Genomic DNA, 19169 nt, shown 5'->3' with positions numbered 1-19169 from the left:
GCAAGCGAGCGGCCGATGACGGAGCAGCAGACCTGTCGGGCCGACGTACTCGTGCTCGGCGCCGGCATCATCGGCGTGTCGGTTGCGCTGCACCTACAGCAGCGCGGCCGCTCCGTCATCCTTGTTGACCGTCGCGGCGCCGGCGAGGAAACGAGCTACGGCAATGCCGGCCTGATCGAACGCTCGAGCGTCGTTCCCTACGGCGCGCCGCGCGAACTGACGAAGCTGTTGCGCTACGCATTCAACCGTTCGGCAGACGTACATTTCGACTGGCTTCACCTGCCGCGCATCGCCCCCTGGCTGTGGCGTTTCTGGCGAGAGTCGGCACCGAAGCGCCTGGCGCGCGCCGCAGCCGACATGCGCCCGCTGATCGAGCAATCGGTGATCGAGCACGAAGCACTGATGACAGCGGCAGGCGCATTGCCGCGATTGCGCAAGACCGGCTGGATCGAAGGCTACCGAAGCGAACGCACCTTCGAACAAGCGCGAACCGCCGCCGAAGCCCTGCAACCATTCGGCCTCAACTACGCATTTCTCGACCGGGCAGAACTGAGCCGGCGCGAGCCACATCTCTCCGACACCCTAATGGGCGCTGTTCACTGGCTCGATCCCGCCACCGTCGCTGACCCCGGCGCGCTGGTGAAGGCTTATGCCGAGCACTTCGTCGCCCAAGGCGGCGCGTTCCTGCACGGAGATGCCAGCCGGCTGCGGCGGGACGACAATAAATGGAGCATCGCCACAGAGGATGGACCTATCCAGGCGCGCGAGGTGGTGGTGGCACTCGGGCCCTGGTCCGGCGCGGTCTGCCGTTCGCTCGGCTATACCGTCCCGCTTGCTATGAAGCGCGGCTACCACGTTCATTTCAAAACAGACGCCGACGCATCCCTCAATCATCCCGTCGTCGACGTCGATGCCGGTTTCCTGCTGGCGCCGATGACCCGGGGCATAAGGCTGACCACAGGCGTCGAATTCGCGCCGCGCGACCGGCGGCCGAACCCGGTCCAGCTCGACAATACCGAGCCGCTGGCACGCGAGATCTTCCCGCTCGGCCAGCGCATTGAACCGACCCCCTGGATGGGCTCGCGACCATGCCTGCCCGACATGCGACCAGTGATCGGACGCGGCTTTCGGCACAAAGGGCTGTGGTTCGCCTTCGGCCACAATCATCACGGCCTGACGCTCGGCCCGGTCACCGGACGCCTGCTTGCCGAGATGATGACCGGCACGCCGACATTCACCAATCCGTCCCCCTACGCCCTGGAGCGCTTCGGCTAGCGGCGCCAGGGGTGCTTCCTCGCCGGATTGATGAAGAGACCCGTCTGGAGAGCCGGCGACCGGCAAGATGGCCGCTTGGGCCATCCATCGACAGCGATCGCGGCGTGGTTTCACCGAGTGGAAGCCGCGAGCGTGCAAATTTGCGCGTGGCTGTAGCCCCCATTTCTGGCAGCTAATCGCACGCCTTGTCCAAGACCTGGGCTTACTGATCCAGAATACGTTCACACGGTGATGCGTGAAGTGCCCCTGAAGGATGACGAAATCAGGGTCAGGAGATCAAAGGCAACGCTCGCCAAAGCGGCATCCAAAGGCCCGGTTAAAACCTTACCTGCAGTTTTCTCTGTTTATTGAAGAATGGCGCGCCCGAAGAGATTCGAACTCCTGACCCCCAGATTCGTAGTCTGGTGCTCTATCCAGCTGAGCTACGGGCGCGCAACAGGCCTTGCCTGACGTCGCTACGTTGCCGGTTTTGCCGCCGGCCACGACGCGAGGAGTTCCCTAACGACTCAAATTCCGAAATGCAAGCCAATCGATGGAAAAGTTTTGCCGTCGTCACGACACCTGGCTGGAAAGCGCGTCAGGCCGGGCGCCTGAGGCCACGACGGGCACGGTCGAGACTGACCGGCTGGTCGGGGATGGTTACCGAAAAGACGGTACGGCCGCCGATGCTCTCAAGAAGCTCCAGCCTGCCGCCATGGGCGCGGACGAGTTCCTGCGCGATTGCCAGACCGAGGCCGGTACCGCCGCTGCGCGCCGAGCCACGGAAGGCGACGAACAGGTTTTCGCGCGCCTTGGGCGGTAGCCCCGGACCGGTATCGGTGACCAGGATCTGGCAGACGCCGCCCATGCGCTCGGCCGAGACGGCCAACCGCCGCACCAGGACGCCGTCGGCATCGGTCGCCATGGCCTGGACGGCGTTGCGCGCCAGATTGGTCAGCACGCGGAACAGCTGGTCGGAATCGGCGTCCACCTCGAAACCGGTGTCGACCATGTTTTCGAACTCGATGCCGGCGCCGATGTCGAGCAGGCCATGCACTTCTTCCACCAGTTGATGCAGCCGCAATACGCGGCGGGCCGGCGGCGCCTCTTGGGCGCGACCATAGGCCAGCACACCCTCCGTATAGGAGACGGCGCGGTCCAACGCCCTGAGCAGCTTGGGCGCGAAGGCCTGTACGCTGGCGTCCTTAACCTGGCGCAGGCGGTCGGAAAGGAGCTGCGCGGAAGCCAGAACATTGCGCATGTCGTGGTTGATCTTCGACACGGCGAGGCCGAGATCGGCCAGATGTTTCTGCTCGGCCAGCATCTTTTGCAGCCGTTCCTGCATCTGCGACAGTTCACGCTCGGCGACGCCGATCTCGTCGGCGCGGGCGGCCGGATGGATGATGCGCGACGGGTCGTCAGGAGCCTCCGAGAAGGACAGCATCGAGCGCGTCATGGCGCGCACCGGGCGGATCATGATGCGGTAGACAGCGGCATAGACCAGCATGGCGGAAAACACCGAGATCAGCAGCGCGATCAGGGCGATGTTGCGCGAGAAGGAGAGCATGGCCGCGCGCAGGCGGTAGTCGCGCATGATCAGCTCGAACTCGCGGTTGTTCTCGCCGACCGGGCCGAAGACGCGCAATGTGCGATCGCCGCCGAAGAACAAAGTGTTGAGTGCGCCGGTGAGCTGCGCGACCATGCCGGTATTGGCGACATCGATGTGCTCGTCCACACGCGGCGGCATAGAGGCCACGGCAAGCAGGCGCGAGACGTCGCCGTCGCGCACCGCGATCGCCTTCGCGCCGATTGCCATCAACAGGTCGTCCTGGGCGGTGCGCGAAAGCGAGGCCGGATCGCCTTCGATGAGCACCACTGAAACCGCCGCCGCGGTGTTGAGGCGCTCGCGCAGCCAGCGCATTCGGTAGTCGGCGATCGACGGCAGGAAAATCAGCACTTCGGCCAGAAGCACGAAGATGATCGTGAGCAGGATGAGCTTGGCCGAAAGTCCGCGCGACAGCGGTACGGCGCGCGAGCCGCCGCCATGCGCCGGGCCGGAGCGCGCGCCGCTTTCATTGGTGGAAGGTTCGACGCTCATACGCCCAATGCCGATATGCCCTCGCATGCAAACTAGGCAATTGCGGCATAATTTCCAGTTTGATGACCTGCGGAGCCAAATGACTGGCAATCTTTAGTCTGGCGCCCCGGATTGACTCTGCAAAACCTTGTACATATAAGCCCCGCTCACGCTCGGGCCCTACGACCCGGCGCGGTTTCGGCCGCGCCAAACAAGGCCCGGCCAAGCTCCTGTTACAGAGTGACAGACACAAGAAGGGCCGCACACCGCGGTATTAAAACAAATGAAGCGCACCTACCAACCCTCCAAGCTCGTCCGCAAGCGTCGTCACGGCTTCCGTGCCCGCATGGCCACCAAGGGCGGCCGCGGCGTCGTCGCAGCCCGCCGCAATCGTGGCCGCAAGCGGTTGTCCGCCTGAGCGGACACCACGACCGTTGTCCGCAAACAGCCCAATGGGACAGGCGCCCAAAAGGCTACTGAAACGCTCGGATTTCCTCACCGTCCGGCGCGGCGAAAAGCGGCGTGGGCGGTTTTTCCTCGTCGAAGTGCTTAATCGCGGCGACGGCGAGGCACCGCGCGTCGGCTACACGGTCACCAAGAAAGTCGGCAATGCCGTCGTGCGCAACCGGGTTCGCCGACGGCTGAGAGAAGCGGTGCGCACTTATGCCGCCGCTGACATGGAACGCGGCCATGACTATGTCATCGTGGGGCGCGAGGATGTTCTCGCCGCGCCGTTCGACCAATTGAAGGTCGAGCTTTCCCACCGCATCCACGGAAAACGCTAGCGCGATAGGCCAAGGCTCTCGATGGAAAACAACCGCAACTTCTTCATCACCATCGCGGCTTCGGTGTTGATACTGACGCTGTGGCAGGTGTTCTACATGAACCCCCGCGTCGAACAGCAGCGCGAGACCGCCCGCATCGAAGCGCAGCGCCAAAGCGAGAACAAGCCCGCCGCCGGCACCGCCACGCCGAGCACCCAGGCGCAACAGCCAGGTGCCGTGCCTAACGCGTCTGGCGCCGATGCGACGACGCCCGCCGGGCGCGACCAGGCGCTCGCCGCCAGCCAACGCGTGAAGATCGACACGCCGAGCCTCGAGGGCTCGATCAACCTGACCGGCGGACGGCTGGACGACCTCAAGCTCAAGCACTATCGCCTGACCGTCGACAAGAATTCCCCCGAGATCGAACTGCTCAACCCGTCGGCGCTGCCCACTGGCTATTTCGCCGAGGTGGGTTTCGTCGGCAACGCTCAGACCGGTACCGTTCCGAGCTACGACACGCAGTGGAAGGTCGATGGCAATGCGACCCTGACGCCGACCACCCCCGTCACGCTCACCTATACCAACGACAAGGGGCTGACCTTCAAGCGCACCGTCTCGGTCGACGGCAATTACATGTTCACGCTGTCCGACAGCGTGCAGAACACCGGCTCGGCTCCGATCACCCTGTCGAATTACGGCCGCGTCACCCGCTACGACAAGCCGACCACCGCCTCGGTCTACGTGTTGCATGAGGGGCTGATCGGCGTGACCGGCACGGAGGGCCTGCAGGAGCACAAATACGCGTCCATCGAGAAGGACAAGCAGTATACGCCCAGCAAGTCGACCGATGGCTGGCTCGGCATCACCGACAAATATTGGGCGGTAACGCTGGTGCCCAGCGAGAAGCAGCCGTTCCAGCCGCGCTTCGCCTTCCTGGAAGATGGCGGCCGGCATCGCTATCAAACCGACTATCTGTCCGATCCGATAACCGTTGCTCCCGGCCAGTCGACCACCGTGGAATCGCTGATTTTCGCCGGTGCCAAGGAAGTGGGCACGATCAACGCCTACGAGAAGGACCGCGACATCCGTCGCTTCGATTTGCTGATCGACTGGGGCTGGTTCCACTTCATCACCAAGCCGATGTTCTGGCTGATCGACACGCTCTACAAGTTCTTCGGCAATTTCGGCCTGGCGATCCTGGCCACCACCATCATCGTAAAGGCCTTCTTCTTCCCGCTCGCCAACAAGTCCTACAAGTCGATGGCGAAGATGAAGGTCGTGCAGCCCAAGATGCTGGAAATCCGCGAGAAATTCGCGGACGACAAGATGAAGCAGCAACAGGCGATGATGGAGCTGTACAAGACCGAGAAGATCAACCCGATCGCCGGCTGCTGGCCGGTGCTGATCCAGATCCCGGTGTTCTTCGCGCTCTACAAGGTGCTCTACATCACCATCGAGATGCGGCATGCGCCGTTCTTCGGCTGGATCCAGGATCTGGCTGCGCCGGATCCGACTTCGCTTCTCAACCTGTTCGGCCTGATGCCTTTCGCGACGCCCGCCATGCTGCATATCGGCGTGTGGCCGCTGCTGATGGGCGTGACCATGTTCCTGCAGATGCGGATGAACCCGGCGCCGCCGGATCCGACCCAGGCAGCCATCTTCAACTGGATGCCGGTGATCTTCACCTTCATGATGGCGGGCTTCCCGGCCGGTCTCGTGATCTACTGGGCCTGGAACAATTCGCTGTCGATCCTGCAGCAGGGCGTGATCATGAAGCGGCAGGGCGCCAAGATCGAACTTTGGGACAATCTGGTGAATCTGTTCCGCAAGAAACCGACACCCGCCGAATAACGGCGTCTCAACCATCCTTTGGAAAAGGCCCCGGTTCGTCCGGGGCCTTTTGCCATTCGGCGAAAGATTGGGCTATCCTTGCATTCCCCGCCGCAATCCCGACGGAGTCAACGATGACCGGGCCCAACCCAAATACCAAGCATCCGACGCTGCATCACAACCGGGTCGGCTTCCTGAAGCCGATCGTCAACGCGCCGAATATCGAGATTGGCGACTACACCTATTATGACGATCCCGGCGGGCCGGAAAAATTCGTCGAGACCTGCGTGCTGCATCACTACCCGTTCATTGGCGACAAGCTGATCATCGGCCGCTTCTGCGCCATCACCGAGGGCGCGCGGTTCATCATGAACGGCGCCAATCACGTCATGTCCGGCTTCTCGACTTATCCGTTCAACATCTTCGGCAATGGCTGGGAGAAGGGTTTCGACGTCTCCACCTGGAAGGCGGAACTGCGCGGCGACACTGTGATCGGCAACGATGTGTGGATCGGCATGAACACCGCCATCATGCCCGGCGTGAAGATCGGCGACGGCGCCATCATTGCGGCCAAGTCGGTGGTGACGCGGGACGTACCCGCCTATGCGATCGTTGCCGGCAACAGCGCCAAGGTGGTGAAGATGCGCTTCGACGACGACACCATCGCGCGGCTGCTCAAGATCTCCTGGTGGAACTGGCCAGCCGACAAGATCGGCCGCAATCTCGATGCCATCCGCGGTGCCGACATCAACCGGCTCGAGGCCGCAGCGTGACGGAAGCAGCGATCACCGTGGTCGGCGACGACGCCTTTACCCGGCCGTGGATATTCATCCGCGGTGTGCCGGCCATGAAGTTCCTGCCGCCCGAAGGGCCGCCGGAGATCGCCTTCGCCGGCCGCTCCAATGTCGGCAAATCGTCGCTGATCAATGCGCTGGTCGGACAGAAAGGCCTGGCGCGGACATCCAACACGCCGGGCCGCACGCAGGAGCTCAACTATTTCGTGCCCGACGGGTTTTCGGGAGAGGGCACGGACCTGCCGCCGCTGGCGCTGGTCGACATGCCCGGCTACGGCTATGCGCAGGCGCCGAAGGAACAGGTCGACCAGTGGACGAAGCTGGTGTTCGATTATCTCAAGGGCCGGGTGACGCTGAAGCGCGTCTACGTGCTGATCGATGCACGGCACGGCGTCAAGAAGAACGACGAAGAGGTTCTGACCCTGCTCGACAAGGCGGCGGTCTCCTACCAGATCGTGCTGACCAAGACGGACAAGATCAAGGTGGCCGGCGTGCCGCGCCTGATCGAGGAGACCTTGCTGAAGATCAAGAAACGGCCGGCGGCGTTTCCGGGCGTGCTGGCCACTTCGTCGGAAAAAGCGGCCGGACTGGACGACCTGCGCGAAGCGATCATCCGCGTCGCCAATGGCGGCTGACGGATCAGCCGCCTGCCTTGGCTTGCTCCTGCATCGCGAACAGTTCAGTGCCATAGGCCTTCAGGAACACGTTGACGCCCGACTTCACCACCTGCTCGATCTCGGCTTGCGCGGGTGACTGGCGGCGATAGCCGAAAAGGCGCTGCCTCAGCAGACCGGCAAGGCAAAGCTCAGAAAGCTGGTAGGACGCCAGATCGGGATCGGGGATGTCGAGCAGGCCTCTGGCGACGGCACCTTCAAGAAAGGCCTTGACCTTGGCGTGGCCGTGCAGGGGACCGTTCTCGTAAAAGCGGGCGCCAAGCTCAGGGATGCGTTCGGCGGCGCCGATGACCGTGCGCTGCGCCATCACCACCTTATCGGAAGTGATCTTGAACGAGATCGCCATGCCGAAGCGTTCGAGCGTCGTCCTGAGGTCGTCGTGATGATCGAGTGTTTCGTAGAGGTTCTGGAAGATCTTGCAGCGCTCTTCCTCGACCAGCGCTTCGAACAACTCTTCCTTGTTGGCGAAATAGACGTAGATCGTGCCCTTGGACACGCCTGCCTCGCGGGTGATGTCATTCATCGAGGCGGCGTCGAAACCCTTGTCCATGAAGACGTGCCGGGCACCCTCCATGATCTGTTCGCGCTTGGCCGGGTCCTGCCCGGCGGCCGGCCGGCCGCGGAACAGGTTTTCCTGCGCCTCGCTCGTTGTTTCCTCGGCGTCGATCAGTGCCTCGGTCATCATTCCCTGTCTCGTCAATATTTCGAACCGGTCGGTTCGATTGCCTCTTGATATGCCTCCAAAGCTGGGCTATGTCAACATCGAACCGAACGGTTCAGTTCAATACAAGGTTCAGTACGATGACGTCGCCAACCGAATCGAACACTGCGGAAGTGCATCCGTTTCCCAATGCCAAGGCGGTTCCGCCGACAAAGGAAGCGCCGAGCGCACCGGTGGAAACACCCGTCGAAGCACCCGCGAGGAAGAAGCGTTCGGCACGGTCGCTGCTTTTGCCTATCATCGGAATGGCGCTGCTCGCCGGCGGCGCCTGGTACGGCTATGACTACTGGACCGAAGGCCGTTTCATGATCTCGACCGACGACGCCTATGTGCAGGCCGACATGGCGTTCATCTCGCCGAAGGTCTCCGGCTACATCGACGCGGTCAAGGTCGTTGAAAACCAGCATGTGAAGGCGGGCGATCCGCTGTTCGTCGTCGACGGCGGCGACTATCGCATCGCGGTCGACCAGGCCGCGGCACAGATCGCCACGCTGGACAAGACGCTGGCGCGCATCGACACCCAGATCATCGCGTCGCGCGCCGCCCTGCAGCAGGCCGAAGCGCAAAAAGCCTCGGCGCAGGCCACGGCAACAAATGCGCAGCGCACCCAGGATCGCACGGCGCAGCTTCTGAAGACGCATGTCGCCACCCAGGCACAGCTCGATGACGCGCAGACCGCGGTCGACCAGGCAAACGCGGCGCTTGCCGCTGCGGTGGCGCAGATCACCGCAGCACAGGCCAATATCGGCGTACTGGAAGCCCAGCGCGCGGAATCCGCCAGTACGCAGGCATCGCTACACCTGACCAAGGACAAGGCCGAACGCGACCTCGGCTTCACCGTGATGCGCGCGCCTTATGACGGCGTCGTCGGCAACCGTTCGGTGGAACAGGGCGATCTCGTCAGCCCCGGCCAGAAGCTTGCCGTCATCGTTCCGATGAACAAGCTCTATGTCGTCGCCAACTTCAAGGAAACCCAGCTGGCGCGGCTGGTTCCGGGGGAGAAGGTGCGTATTGCGGTCGACGCGATACACAACGAGACCCTCGAAGGTACCGTTTCCTCGCTGGCGCCCGCCTCCGGCGCGGTCTACTCGCTGCTGCCCCCGGAAAACGCCACCGGCAACTTCACCAAGGTGGTACAGCGCGTCCCGGTGCGTATCGACGTCTCCTCCGAGGCGCTGGCTACAGGCAAGCTGCGTGCGGGCCTGAGCGTCATCGTCGACGTCGACAGCCGCACCGCGCCTAACGCGGCGGCCAACTAGGCGGGAGCGCCGAAATGTCGAGCATCGACGCAGTCGCCGGGGCAAAGCCCGTCGATCACATCGATCCACGGCGCATGATCGCCTTCCTGGCGATGGTGTTCGGCATGTTCATGGCGATCCTGGACATCCAGATCGTCTCGGCATCGCTGGCGGAAATCCAGGCCGGCCTGTCCGCGAGTTCCGACGAGATCCCCTGGGTACAGACCTCTTACCTGATCGCCGAGGTCATCATGATCCCGCTGTCGGGTTTCCTGAGCCGCATGCTGTCGACGCGCGTGCTGTTCACGGTTTCAGCCGCTGGTTTCACCGCCGCCAGCGCGCTCGCAGCCACCGCCACCAATATCGACCAGATGATCGTCTATCGGGCGATCCAGGGCTTCATTGGCGGCGGGATGATCCCGTCGGTTTTCGCGGCCGCCTTCACCATCTTCCCGCCGTCGCGCCGCGCCATCGTCTCGCCGATGATCGGCCTGGTCGCCACGCTGGCGCCGACCATCGGCCCGACCGTTGGCGGCTATATCAGCCACGCCATGTCCTGGCATTGGCTGTTCCTGATCAATGTCGTTCCCGGCATCCTGGTTGCGACGGCCGCCTGGACGCTGATCGACTTCGACAAGCCCGACCATAGCCTGTTGAAGAAATTCGACTGGTGGGGACTGGCCGGCATGGCCGCCTTCCTCGGCTCGCTCGAATATGTGCTGGAGGAAGGACCGAACCACGACTGGCTGCAGGAACAGTCGGTGTTCATCTTCGCCATCATCATGACGGTCGGCGCGATCGTGTTTTTCTGGCGAGTGTTCACGGTGGAGGAGCCGATCGTCGATCTGCGCGCCTTCACCAACATCAATTTCGCCTTCGGCTCTATCTTCTCCTTCGTCATGGGCATCGGCCTCTACGGGCTCACCTATCTCTATCCGATCTATCTCGGCCGTATCCGCGGCTACGATTCCATGATGATCGGCGAAGCGCTGTTCGTCTCCGGCCTGGCCATGTTCTTCACGGCACCGATCTCCGGCATCCTGTCGAACAAGATCGATCCACGCGTCATGATTGCGGTCGGCTTCGTCGGGTTCGCCGCCGGCACCTGGCAGATGACCCACCTCACCGCCGACTGGGATTTCTGGGAGTTGTTCGTGCCCCAGATCCTGCGCGGCGCATCGATGATGCTGTGCATGGTGGCGATCAACAACATCGCGCTTGGCACTTTGCCGCCGTCGCGGCTCAAGAACGCTTCCGGCCTGTTCAACCTGACCCGCAATCTCGGCGGCGCCGTCGGGCTCGCCATCATCAACACCACGCTGATCGACCGCAACGCCTTCCACTATGCGCGGCTGTCGGAACATGTGCAGTGGGGCAGCGAGGCCGCGCAGGAAAAGCTGCGCAACATGACGCTGAACTTCCAGACGCGGAATGGGCTCGACGCGCACAGCGCCGCGCTCTCCAAACTTTCTGGCATGGTGCATCAGCAAGCGGCGCTGCTGTCCTTCATGGACGTGTTCTACATGCTGACCGTGCTGTTCGTTTCGCTTGCGGTCTTCGTCATGTTCATCAAGCGCCCGCCAGCAGCAGCGGGTGGCGGCGGCAGCGGCCACTGACCATCCCGAAAAGTGGCCGCGTCAGGCTGTCGCCGGCTTGAAGGTCAAGGCAACCCCATTGATGCAATGGCGCTTGCCTGTGGGCGGCGGACCGTCGTCGAAGATATGGCCGAGATGGCCGCCGCAGCGGCGGCAATGGCATTCCACCCGCACCATGCCGAGTGTTTTGTCCTCGCGCGTGCCGATGGCATTGGGCATCGCTTCCCAGAAACTCGGCCAGCCAGTGCCGGAATCGAATTTGGTGTCGGACGCGTAAAGCGGTAGCGCGCAGCCCGCACAAGCGAACACCCCCTTGCGGTGTTCGTCCAGCAACGGGCTGGTGCCTGGATATTCGGTGCCCTCCTGGCGCAACACGGAGTATTGCTCCGGGTTCAGTACAGCTTTCCACTCGGCATCGGTCTTCTGGACCTCGAACGTCTCGGCCCTTGCCGGCTGGCTGACACCAAGACGCGCCAGCGCCCAGGCACCGGCGCCGAGTGCCGCCGCGCAGGCCGTGCCGAGAAGAAAATCACGCCGTTCCATGAACGTCATCCTTTCCTGGATAGTGCCCCGTTCGGCACTCGAGATGAAATCACGTGCGCTTGATATGTCGTAGTGCCGATGCAAGGCGGCCGCGCGTCAGTCTGGGAGGACCAACGCACGGCCGCTGCATCCTTTCTCAGGTGTATTCGCCGGAAACCGGCGCGTAGTTACATCTTGGGAAGGAGAACCTTGTCGATCACGTGAATGACGCCATTCGACTGCTTCACGTCAGCAATCGTGACATGCGCGACATTGCCGCCCTCGTCGGTGACCGTGACCTTGCCGCCCTTGTCCTTCAACGTCAGCTCACATCCGCCCACGGTCTTGACCTTGTGCGCGCCACCGTCCGCCTTGACCATCTTGGCGACTTCGGCCGACATCGCCTTGGCTGCCACCACATGGCAGGTCAGGATCTTGGTGAGCTTGTCCTTGTTCTCGGGTTTCAGCAGCGTCTCGACCGTGCCCTTGGGCAATGCGGCGAAGGCTTCGTTGGTCGGCGCGAAGACCGTGAACGGTCCCTTGCCTTGCAGCGTATCGACCAGACCGGCGGCTTTCACGGCCGCAACCAGGGTCGTGTGGTCCTTCGAATTCACGGCATTCTCGATGATGTTCTTCTCCGCATACATCGGCGCGCCGCCGACCATGGGGTTCTTGGCGTAAGCGATACCGGTCATGGCGGATATGGCAACGGTGCTGGCGAATAGAAGCTTGGTGATCTTGCGCATTGCTCTGTCTCCTCAATTTTCGTTCCCGTTTCTGGGACGTGAGGAGATACGGGACATGCGCTTGCGAAGTTTCAGCCGACGATTTTTTTCGCGGCACCTTCCAAACTGCGGTCAGATGTTTCTCAGATCGCCAGCCGCGACGACCGGGCCTGTCGGCTGGCCGGTCGGCGAGCCGCCGGCCGGTTCGAGACTGATGGCCAGCACCGCGCCCAGCGCCAGTTTCCCACGCACGGCCGCTGGAGGAACCAGCCGCGCCGTGGCGCCGGCGGGAATGACACCGACCGATATGGGGGCGTTCTTGCCCTCGATCAGCCAAAGTTCGAAATCCTTGCCTTCGGCTTTTTCGCCGGCAAGGCGAGACAGGCGCACCTCGTCGCGGGCGCTGTCGTAGACAGCGACATACCTGATATTGCTGCCATCCGCGGCGAGCGACGCGACAAGTCCGGCCTGCGGCGTCGTGACGGGTGCGCCGACATATGGCGCGACAACGACCACCGCCAACGCCACCACGGCTGCGGCAGCCAGACCGCGCCAGAAGGCAAGGTTCGACCATAGGCCTGCCCTGTTCTGGGACTTTTGCGCTGTTCCGGTCTCGAACAGCCGGCGGTCGATCGCCACCTTCACCGAAGCCGGCACCTCGGCCTCCGCGTAGTCCGCGGCCAGCGGCGACAAGCGCGCCTCCCAGGCATCGATCAACCGCGCAAAGGCCGGGTCGCTGTCGGCGCGGCGCGCCGCCGCCTCACGTTCGTTCAACGAAAGCACGCCGAGCACATATTCGGCGGCGATGGCGTCATCGTCGCGCTCGGGTCCGGTATGGTCGCTTGCCGTCATCTCTCCAGACATTCCCGCAATCTGATCAAGCTGCGCCTCAGCCAGGTGCGCATCGTGTTGAGCGGAACGCCGTGGCGTTCCGCAAGTTCGGCATAACTCTCCCCCTTGAGGTAGGCGCCGCGGACAGCAGCCGCCCGGTCCTGTTCCAGTTCGTCGAGGCAACGATGGATACGGCCGGCCTCGCCGCCGGCGATTACCATTGCCTCCGGCCCCGGCGTCGGATCGGCCACGTCGAGTGCTGCGTCGATATCGGCCGCCGGCCGACGACGCGCCCTGATACGATCGATCGCATGGTTGCGTGCCACCGCAACCAGCCAGGAGATCGGGCTGAGTTCCGAAATGGCGAAACGGTCGGCCTTCGTCCATATCTTGACGAACACCTCCTGCAACGCCTCCTCAGCCTCGCTCCGGTCAGTCAAAATACGCAGACACACGCCGAAAAGTTTCGCGCTCGTCTGCCGGTAGAGCAGGTCGAACGCGGTTCGATCCCTCAGCGAGGTCCGGACGATCAGTTTGGCGATGTCCTCTGGCGTCATCGCTGCCAGACTATGACGGCGATCGCACCTTGCCTAGCGTCACCACCGCGCCATTCCAGCCTCGATTGCCAAGGCATTGGTAGCCCGATAGCTTTTCAGATCAGTCTGGGAGGGCGGTATGTCGGTTGAACGGATCCTTTGGGAGAACGACGCGACAGGCGTCGCGGAACTGGTCCACAAAGGCGACGTCTCGCCGCTTGAATTGGCGGATGCCGCGATTGCCCGCGCCGAGGCAACCCGCACCGAGCTCAACGCCATTGCCGAACCGCTCTACGACGCGGCGCGCCTGAGAGCCAAGGCCGTCGACCGGACGCTGCCGCTGGCAGGAGTGCCTTTCGCCATCAAGGATCTCGGCATCGCCCAAAAAGGTGTGCCGACGCATGGCGGCAGCAGGGTCCCCGCCTTCGTGCCCGATTTCAATTCGGTGCTCACCGAGCGCTATCTCGCGGCCGGTCTCAACCCGGTCGTCACCAGCACCACGCCGGAATACGGCTTAAGACTCATGACGGAATCGGCCGCCTTCGGCGTCACCCGCAGCCCGTGGAACAGTGGCCACACGACCGGCGGCTCGTCCGGCGGCGCCTCGGCTCTGGTGTCGGGCGGTGTCGTGCCGGTGGCGCATGCCTCGGACGGCGGCGGCTCGATCCGCGTGCCTTCCGCCTGCACCGGGCTGGTCGGGTTGAAGACCTCGCGCGGTCGGGTACCACTGTCGCCCCTGGTCTCCGAAAGCTGGTACGGTTTTGTCGTCGACCATGCCGTGACCCGCTCGGTGCGTGACAGCGCGCTGCTACTCGACCTCACCCATGGTCCGGACACGCTGGCGCCCTATGCGGCCCGTTCGCCGCGCGGGCCATTCGCAGCCGCCGCGGCGCGCGATCCCGGCAAGCTCAAGCTTGCCGTCTACCGACAATCGCCGCTCGGCCTGCCGATTTCGGCGGAAACGCTGCGGGCGCTGGACACGGCCGTCGCCATCGCCCGCGAAGGCGGCCACGACGTCGAAGACATCGACCTGCCGATGCTCGACAGGAATTTCGTCGCCGGCTTCGCCAAATGCGTCTCTTCGGCGGTCGCCGGCACATTGCGGATGGAAGCGAAACGCCACGGCCGACCGGTGGCCGCCGATGTCGAGCGCGCCACCCGTGTGCTCGGACGGTACGGCGAACTGATGTCCGGCGGCGAGACCTATGCGATCCTGGAACGTCTGCATGCCACCTCGCGGCAGCTGATTTCGGCCACCGCCGGTTTCGATGCCGTATTCATGCCGATCATCGCCCACCCACCACTCGCTTGCGGGGCGATGAACCCGAAAGGCGTCGACGCGTTGATCGAGGACCTCTTGGACAAGTTGCGCCTGACCTGGCTGCTCAAAAATCCCGGCTTCTTTTCGCAGCTTCTGGACAAGAGCCTGTGGTTCACCCACTGGCCGGCGATCCAGAACGTGACCGGGCAGCCGTCCATCGCACTGCCGGTTTATGTCACCGAAGGTGGCCTGCCGCTCGGCATCCAGGCTGCCGGCCGCCCCGGCGACGAGGGGACATTGCTGTCGTTGGCGGCGCAGATGGAAAAGATTTCAGGCTGGACCAAGCGTCGCGCACCGTTGCGCGTGCCGCAATGAGGGTCAGCCGTCGCGCCTGAATGTTCCGAAGTGAAAGTGCTGCACGGCGCCCCATGGCGTGACATGGTCGTAGCGACGGCTGTCGATGAGCTGAAAACCGGTCCCTAATTTCGCGCCGAGCGATGCCGCGTCGTAGCGCTGCACGGTCAGACCGCTGCACTTTTCCGGGCCATCCGGCGCGAAGGTGCCAATGATCGCGTGGCCACCCTTACGCAGCGCCAAACGCAGCCGGTCCGCATAGGCGGCCTGCTGCTTTTCCTCGACGAGGAAATGAAAAGCCGCGCGATCGTGCCAGACGTCGTAGGAGCGCGTCGGGCGCCACTGCGTAACATCGGCAACGATCCAGTCGACATCGCTAGCCGCCGCGCCAATGCGGGCCTGCGCTGCCGCGAGCGAGGCCAGCGAGATATCGAGCACTGAAAGATCGCGGTAGCCCAGTGCGAGGAGGCTGTCCGTAAGGATCGACGCCCCACCGCCGATGTCGACGATGCCGGCGTCAGGTGTGGCGCCGACCAGGTGCAACAGGTCCAGCGAAGGCGCCGGCGTTTCCTGATACCAGCTGACCGCGGTTGTCGCCTTGCTGGAATAGACGCCCTGCCAATGCGCTACCGGGTCGAACTCCGCCATCATGACACCTTGTTGACTGTTTCACCGCTGTTCACGAACAGATGACGTCACCGAAGCGTCAAAACAAGGTTGGGTCGGCGCGTATCGATTGCTCCTCCTGGTGTTTCCCGCTAAGACCTCGCCGTCTTTTCCAGTCAGCCGGGAAATTTGCCATGACGGACATCCCCGCCAATGCCGAGATGCAGGCCGCGCTGCTCTCGCGGGCGCTGCCCTATATGCAGCGTTACGAGCACAAGACGGTGGTGGTGAAGTATGGCGGCCACGCCATGGGCGACATCGAACTGGGCAAGGCCTTCGCCCGCGACATCGCGCTTTTGAAGCAGTCTGGCGTCAACCCGATCGTGGTGCATGGCGGCGGTCCGCAGATTGCGGCGATGCTGTCCAAGATGGGGATCGAATCGCGCTTCGAAGGCGGCCTGCGCGTCACCGACGAAAAGACGGTCGAAATCGTCGAGATGGTGCTGGCCGGCTCGATCAACAAAGAGATCGTCGCCCTCATCAATGCCGAAGGCGAGTGGGCGATCGGCCTGTGCGGCAAGGACGGCAACATGGTGTTTGCCCAAAAGGCACACAAGACCGTCAAGGACCCCGATTCCAATATCGAGCGGGTGCTCGATCTCGGCTTCGTCGGCGAGCCGGTGGAGGTAGACCGCAGGCTGCTCGATCTCCTGGCACGCTCGGAGATGATCCCGGTTCTGGCGCCGGTCGCGCCCGGCCGCGATGGCCATACCTACAACATCAACGCCGACACTTTCGCCGGCGCCATCGCCGGCGCCTTGAAGGCCTCGCGCCTGCTGTTCCTCACTGATGTGCCCGGCGTGCTCGACAAGAACAAGAAGCTGATCGACGAGCTGACGGTAGCGGAAGCCAAGGCCTTGATCGCCGACGGCACGGTGTCGGGCGGCATGATCCCCAAGGTGGAAACCTGCATCGAGGCCATCGAGCGCGGTGTGGAGGGCGTCGTGATCCTCAACGGCAAGACACCGCATTCGGTTCTGCTCGAGCTGTTCACCGAGCATGGCGCCGGCACGTTGATCGTGCCGTAAGCGCAAACCAACACCTATCCCCGCAGATGGCCGAGCGGCAGGTGGCCCGGTCCCTTGATGTTCTGCAGGACGAGCTGGGTGTGCACGTCGCGCACACCCGGAAACCGCATCAGCTTGTGCATGACGAGGTTGTTGAGGTCGTCCACCGACGGCACCATCACATGCAGCAGGAAGTCATAGTCTCCCGTCATCGTCCAACAGGACGACACTTCATCCATGCGTTCCACCGCCGCGATGAACTTTTCCGGCGAGCCGTCGCTGTGGCTGATCAGCCGGACCTGCATGAAGACCTCGACCATCAGCCCCAGCGAACGGCGGCTGAGCACCGCTGAAAAGCCGGTGATGACGCCGGCCTGCTGCAAGCCCTCGAAACGGCGGGCGCAGGGCGTGGCCGACAAGCCGATCTCCTGCGCCAACTCGGTCACCGACTTGCGCCCATCGTGCTGCAATATGTCGAGCATCTTGATTTCGAACTCGTCGAATTGAGGCATTTCCTCTCCTTCAATTGCCATTGTGAGGGAATTCTACTCAAAGATCCGTTTTCAGCCCACCATTAAATCGAAACCGCTCGTATGTCGGAGTTAGAATCCACTGGACGAAGCCATGCTTATCTGGAGGAGAGACCCATGACTGTCAGCGTTGCCGATTATGCCCGCGAATGCGCGGCGCAAGGTTTGCGTGGCGACTATTCCATCTGCCGCTCGGACTTCACCGTCCATCAGGAATACAATTACTCGGCAGCCGAACAATCAGTGTGGCGCAAATTGTGCGACCGCCAGACCAGACTGACCGAGAAGCTGGCGCACCATTCCTATCTCGATGGCGTCGCAACGCTCGGCCTGCTTGACCGCATCCCCGACTTCGACGAGATCAGCAAGAAACTTCGCAAGCTGACCGGCTGGGAGATCGTCGCGGTGCCCGGGCTCATCCCGGCCGCTCCGTTCTTCGACCACCTTGCAAACCGTCGGTTCCCGGTGACCAACTGGCTGCGAACCGACAAGGAGCTCGACTACATCGTCGAGCCGGACATGTTCCACGACTTCTTCGGCCACGTGCCGATCCTGACGCAGCCGGTTTTCGCCGACTTCATGCAGATGTACGGGCGCAAGGCCGAGGACATCATCGCGCTCGGCGGCGACGAGATGATCACCAGGCTCTACTGGTACACCGCCGAATACGGACTGATGCAAGAGCCAGGCAAACCGCTGAAGGCATTCGGCGCGGGACTGATGTCGTCCTTCACCGAGCTGCAATTCGCGGTCGAGAGCGCCGATGCGCACCATGTTCCGTTCAATCTCGAAACCGTGATGCGGACCAGCTACGAGATCGACAAATTCCAGCGCGCCTATTTCGTGCTGCCGTCCTTCGACGGTCTGCGCGATGCCTTCGCCACCGCCGACTTCGCCACGATCGTGAACCGCTTCAAGGGCCAGACCGCGCTGGACCCAGCCACGGTCTGATGCCACCAGCCGGGTTCTCCAGAGAGAGCCCGGCAACGCGTGCTGACGAACCTTCAGCTGGTCGCGCTCGCCTTCAGATTTTGCAGCTGATTGCGCTGCAGGTCCGCCGCCGCCGTCATGAATTCCAGGATCGTACCGAGCTCGGCATCGCTGAAGGTGCCGAGCAGTTTTTGGCCTTCGTACGCGATTTCGCCGTAGTAGCGCTGCGAGAGGCGGAGTGTTGTCTCGGTCGCCTCGACCATCACCTTGCGCCTGTCTTCGAGGCTACGGGTACGCGTGACATAGCCACGCGCTTCTAGCCTGTCGATCAGCGCCGTTACCGCCGCAGGCGTCAAACCGGTGACGACCGCGATGGCGCCGGCCGACTGCGGCCCGCGATGGAGCAGACTGAGGCACCGGCCTTCCGGACCATTGATACCCAGTCTCTCGCGCACCGCCTCGTCGTAGCTTTGCGTCTCGTCCTGCCAGCGCATGACGGCGCCGCCGATGGCGGCGATCAGCTCAGCACTTTTTGACATTGACGAGTTTCCTTCGATAATCTAAATATCAATCTGTCTAACATTTCGATGAGGCATCATAAGGCGGAAATCGGAATGCGGGCAAGCGTGAACCCAACAACCCCGACAACAAGGAAAGGAAGACCACCATGGCTCATGCACACAACCAGCTGTCGCGCGAAGACGAGATGCGTTTCGCCGAACGGTCGATGGAATGGTATGGCTGGGGATCGCCGATCGGAATGGGCGCGATGATCGTCGCACTCGCCGCCGCCGCAGTGCTGTTGAGGCTGGCAATCTTCGGCCTCTGAGGATCTGCGTCGCCAGATCGCCCCTTCGGAA

General features: G+C 63.0%; 21 protein-coding genes and 1 tRNA gene. 12 read left to right on the top strand and 10 right to left on the bottom strand.

What is annotated here, in order from left to right; genetic code table 11:
- The first annotated feature begins 15 nt into the window (after positions 1-15).
- Complete coding sequence (locus QFZ88_RS14430; RefSeq protein ID WP_024923416.1) at positions 16-1275, top strand: NAD(P)/FAD-dependent oxidoreductase; 1260 nt, start codon at positions 16-18, stop codon at positions 1273-1275.
- 355 nt (positions 1276-1630) lie between these two features.
- On the opposite strand, the gene QFZ88_RS14425 is transcribed toward QFZ88_RS14430, so the two are convergent.
- Together QFZ88_RS14425 and QFZ88_RS14420 are read right to left on the bottom strand one after the other, a co-directional pair.
- Positions 1631-1707 (bottom strand) — tRNA-Arg (locus QFZ88_RS14425).
- A gap of 145 nt (positions 1708-1852) precedes the next feature.
- Positions 1853-3352 carry a sensor histidine kinase gene (locus tag QFZ88_RS14420; protein WP_024923415.1) on the bottom strand — a complete coding sequence of 500 codons (1500 nt, stop codon included), beginning with the start codon at positions 3350-3352 and terminating at the stop codon, positions 1853-1855.
- Between the two features lie 262 nt (positions 3353-3614).
- Between QFZ88_RS14420 and rpmH the strand changes: the two genes are divergently transcribed.
- The 5 genes from rpmH to yihA all read left to right on the top strand — a co-directional run bounded on the left by rpmH (position 3615) and on the right by yihA (position 7354).
- Positions 3615-3749 carry a 50S ribosomal protein L34 gene (gene rpmH, locus QFZ88_RS14415; protein ID WP_008833937.1) on the top strand — a complete coding sequence of 45 codons (135 nt, stop codon included), beginning with the start codon at positions 3615-3617 and terminating at the stop codon, positions 3747-3749.
- 34 nt (positions 3750-3783) lie between these two features.
- Positions 3784-4116 carry a ribonuclease P protein component gene (rnpA, locus tag QFZ88_RS14410; protein WP_036254965.1) on the top strand — a complete coding sequence of 111 codons (333 nt, stop codon included), beginning with the start codon at positions 3784-3786 and terminating at the stop codon, positions 4114-4116.
- Between the two features lie 21 nt (positions 4117-4137).
- Complete coding sequence (gene yidC, locus QFZ88_RS14405; protein WP_024923413.1) at positions 4138-5946, top strand: membrane protein insertase YidC; 1809 nt, start codon at positions 4138-4140, stop codon at positions 5944-5946.
- A gap of 113 nt (positions 5947-6059) precedes the next feature.
- Positions 6060-6698 (top strand): CatB-related O-acetyltransferase, encoded by a 639-nt coding sequence (locus QFZ88_RS14400; RefSeq protein ID WP_024923412.1) that lies wholly within the window; start codon positions 6060-6062, stop codon positions 6696-6698.
- Positions 6695-7354, top strand: a complete 660-nt coding sequence (gene yihA, locus QFZ88_RS14395) for a ribosome biogenesis GTP-binding protein YihA/YsxC (protein ID WP_081766834.1) — start codon at positions 6695-6697, stop codon at positions 7352-7354. Before QFZ88_RS14400 ends, yihA begins: the two co-directional genes overlap by 4 nt.
- A gap of 4 nt (positions 7355-7358) precedes the next feature.
- Here yihA and QFZ88_RS14390 read toward each other — a convergent pair whose 3' ends face one another.
- The gene (locus QFZ88_RS14390) at positions 7359-8075 is read right to left on the bottom strand and encodes a TetR/AcrR family transcriptional regulator (protein ID WP_024923410.1); all 717 of its coding nucleotides are present in this window, start codon (positions 8073-8075) and stop codon (positions 7359-7361) included.
- A 119-nt stretch (positions 8076-8194) separates the two neighbouring features.
- On the opposite strand from QFZ88_RS14390, the gene QFZ88_RS14385 reads away from it, so the two are divergent.
- Together QFZ88_RS14385 and QFZ88_RS14380 are read left to right on the top strand one after the other, a co-directional pair.
- Entirely contained in the window at positions 8195-9373 is a 1179-nt protein-coding gene (locus tag QFZ88_RS14385) for an HlyD family secretion protein (RefSeq protein ID WP_024923409.1), read from the top strand.
- 14 nt (positions 9374-9387) lie between these two features.
- Positions 9388-10968: a DHA2 family efflux MFS transporter permease subunit gene (locus QFZ88_RS14380; RefSeq protein ID WP_024923408.1), complete on the top strand. Its 1581-nt coding sequence runs from the start codon at positions 9388-9390 to the stop codon at positions 10966-10968.
- A gap of 21 nt (positions 10969-10989) precedes the next feature.
- Here QFZ88_RS14380 and msrB read toward each other — a convergent pair whose 3' ends face one another.
- The 4 genes from msrB to QFZ88_RS14360 all read right to left on the bottom strand — a co-directional run bounded on the left by msrB (position 10990) and on the right by QFZ88_RS14360 (position 13582).
- Complete coding sequence (gene msrB / locus QFZ88_RS14375; RefSeq protein WP_024923407.1) at positions 10990-11490, bottom strand: peptide-methionine (R)-S-oxide reductase MsrB; 501 nt, start codon at positions 11488-11490, stop codon at positions 10990-10992.
- A 167-nt stretch (positions 11491-11657) separates the two neighbouring features.
- Positions 11658-12215 carry a fasciclin domain-containing protein gene (locus tag QFZ88_RS14370; RefSeq protein WP_065998127.1) on the bottom strand — a complete coding sequence of 186 codons (558 nt, stop codon included), beginning with the start codon at positions 12213-12215 and terminating at the stop codon, positions 11658-11660.
- A gap of 111 nt (positions 12216-12326) precedes the next feature.
- Complete coding sequence (locus QFZ88_RS14365; RefSeq protein WP_024923405.1) at positions 12327-13046, bottom strand: anti-sigma factor; 720 nt, start codon at positions 13044-13046, stop codon at positions 12327-12329.
- Entirely contained in the window at positions 13043-13582 is a 540-nt protein-coding gene (locus QFZ88_RS14360) for a sigma-70 family RNA polymerase sigma factor (protein ID WP_024923404.1), read from the bottom strand. The genes QFZ88_RS14365 and QFZ88_RS14360 overlap by 4 nt, the downstream gene beginning before the upstream one ends.
- 118 nt (positions 13583-13700) lie before the next feature.
- On the opposite strand from QFZ88_RS14360, the gene QFZ88_RS14355 reads away from it, so the two are divergent.
- Entirely contained in the window at positions 13701-15197 is a 1497-nt protein-coding gene (locus QFZ88_RS14355) for an amidase (protein ID WP_024923403.1), read from the top strand.
- A 3-nt stretch (positions 15198-15200) separates the two neighbouring features.
- On the opposite strand, the gene QFZ88_RS14350 is transcribed toward QFZ88_RS14355, so the two are convergent.
- On the bottom strand, positions 15201-15824 hold the full coding sequence (locus QFZ88_RS14350; protein ID WP_024923402.1) for a methyltransferase domain-containing protein: 624 nt from the start codon (positions 15822-15824) through the stop codon (positions 15201-15203).
- A 152-nt stretch (positions 15825-15976) separates the two neighbouring features.
- Here QFZ88_RS14350 and argB point away from each other — a divergent pair, with 152 nt between their 5' ends.
- Positions 15977-16870 carry an acetylglutamate kinase gene (gene argB, locus QFZ88_RS14345; RefSeq protein WP_024923401.1) on the top strand — a complete coding sequence of 298 codons (894 nt, stop codon included), beginning with the start codon at positions 15977-15979 and terminating at the stop codon, positions 16868-16870.
- A gap of 14 nt (positions 16871-16884) precedes the next feature.
- Here the strand turns inward: argB and QFZ88_RS14340 are convergent, their stop codons facing one another.
- On the bottom strand, positions 16885-17361 hold the full coding sequence (locus QFZ88_RS14340) for an Lrp/AsnC family transcriptional regulator (protein ID WP_024923400.1): 477 nt from the start codon (positions 17359-17361) through the stop codon (positions 16885-16887).
- 135 nt (positions 17362-17496) lie between these two features.
- Here QFZ88_RS14340 and phhA point away from each other — a divergent pair, with 135 nt between their 5' ends.
- Positions 17497-18330: a phenylalanine 4-monooxygenase gene (gene phhA, locus QFZ88_RS14335; protein ID WP_024923399.1), complete on the top strand. Its 834-nt coding sequence runs from the start codon at positions 17497-17499 to the stop codon at positions 18328-18330.
- A gap of 53 nt (positions 18331-18383) precedes the next feature.
- Here phhA and QFZ88_RS14330 read toward each other — a convergent pair whose 3' ends face one another.
- Positions 18384-18848 (bottom strand): MarR family winged helix-turn-helix transcriptional regulator, encoded by a 465-nt coding sequence (locus tag QFZ88_RS14330; RefSeq protein WP_210270989.1) that lies wholly within the window; start codon positions 18846-18848, stop codon positions 18384-18386.
- Between the two features lie 128 nt (positions 18849-18976).
- Between QFZ88_RS14330 and QFZ88_RS14325 the strand changes: the two genes are divergently transcribed.
- On the top strand, positions 18977-19138 hold the full coding sequence (locus QFZ88_RS14325) for a hypothetical protein (RefSeq protein ID WP_162835305.1): 162 nt from the start codon (positions 18977-18979) through the stop codon (positions 19136-19138).
- Positions 19139-19169 lie beyond the last annotated feature (31 nt).

The organism is Mesorhizobium sp. YL-MeA3-2017, from assembly GCF_030814575.1.
Taxonomy (GTDB): Bacteria; Pseudomonadota; Alphaproteobacteria; order Rhizobiales; family Rhizobiaceae; genus Mesorhizobium; species Mesorhizobium terrae.
Note: the sequence above shows the minus strand (reverse complement) of the source record. Positions and strands in the feature narration are given on the sequence as shown.